Origin of the sequence: Serratia sp. H1w (genome assembly GCF_000633355.1) — a bacterium.
GTDB lineage: Bacteria > Pseudomonadota > Gammaproteobacteria > Enterobacterales > Enterobacteriaceae > Chania.
The window spans coordinates 1-252 of sequence record NZ_AYMQ01000172.1 but is presented as its reverse complement, the minus strand read 5'-3'; the positions used below and the strand labels follow the sequence as shown (position 1 = coordinate 252).

1 protein-coding gene is annotated in these 252 nt (G+C 48.8%); it reads left to right on the top strand.

What is annotated here, in order from left to right; translation table 11 throughout:
• Nucleotides 1–252: IS1 family transposase (locus U869_RS0128250; protein ID WP_025123858.1), on the top strand; the 252-nt coding region annotated here is incomplete at both ends.

Sequence of the window (252 nt, the reverse complement as noted above, 5' to 3'; positions counted from 1 at the left end):
TTATACGTTCGGACCCCGCACGGATGAAACCTGTCGTGAACTGCTGGCCCTGCTCACACCGTTTAATATCGGCATGATAACCAGCGATGACTGGGGCAGTTATGCCAGAGAAGTGCCGAAAGACAAGCACCTGACCGGTAAAATATTTACTCAGCGTATTGAACGTAACAATCTGACACTGAGAACCCGTATCAAGCGTCTGGCCCGGAAAACAATCTGCTTCTCACGCTCTGTTGAACTGCATGAAAAAGT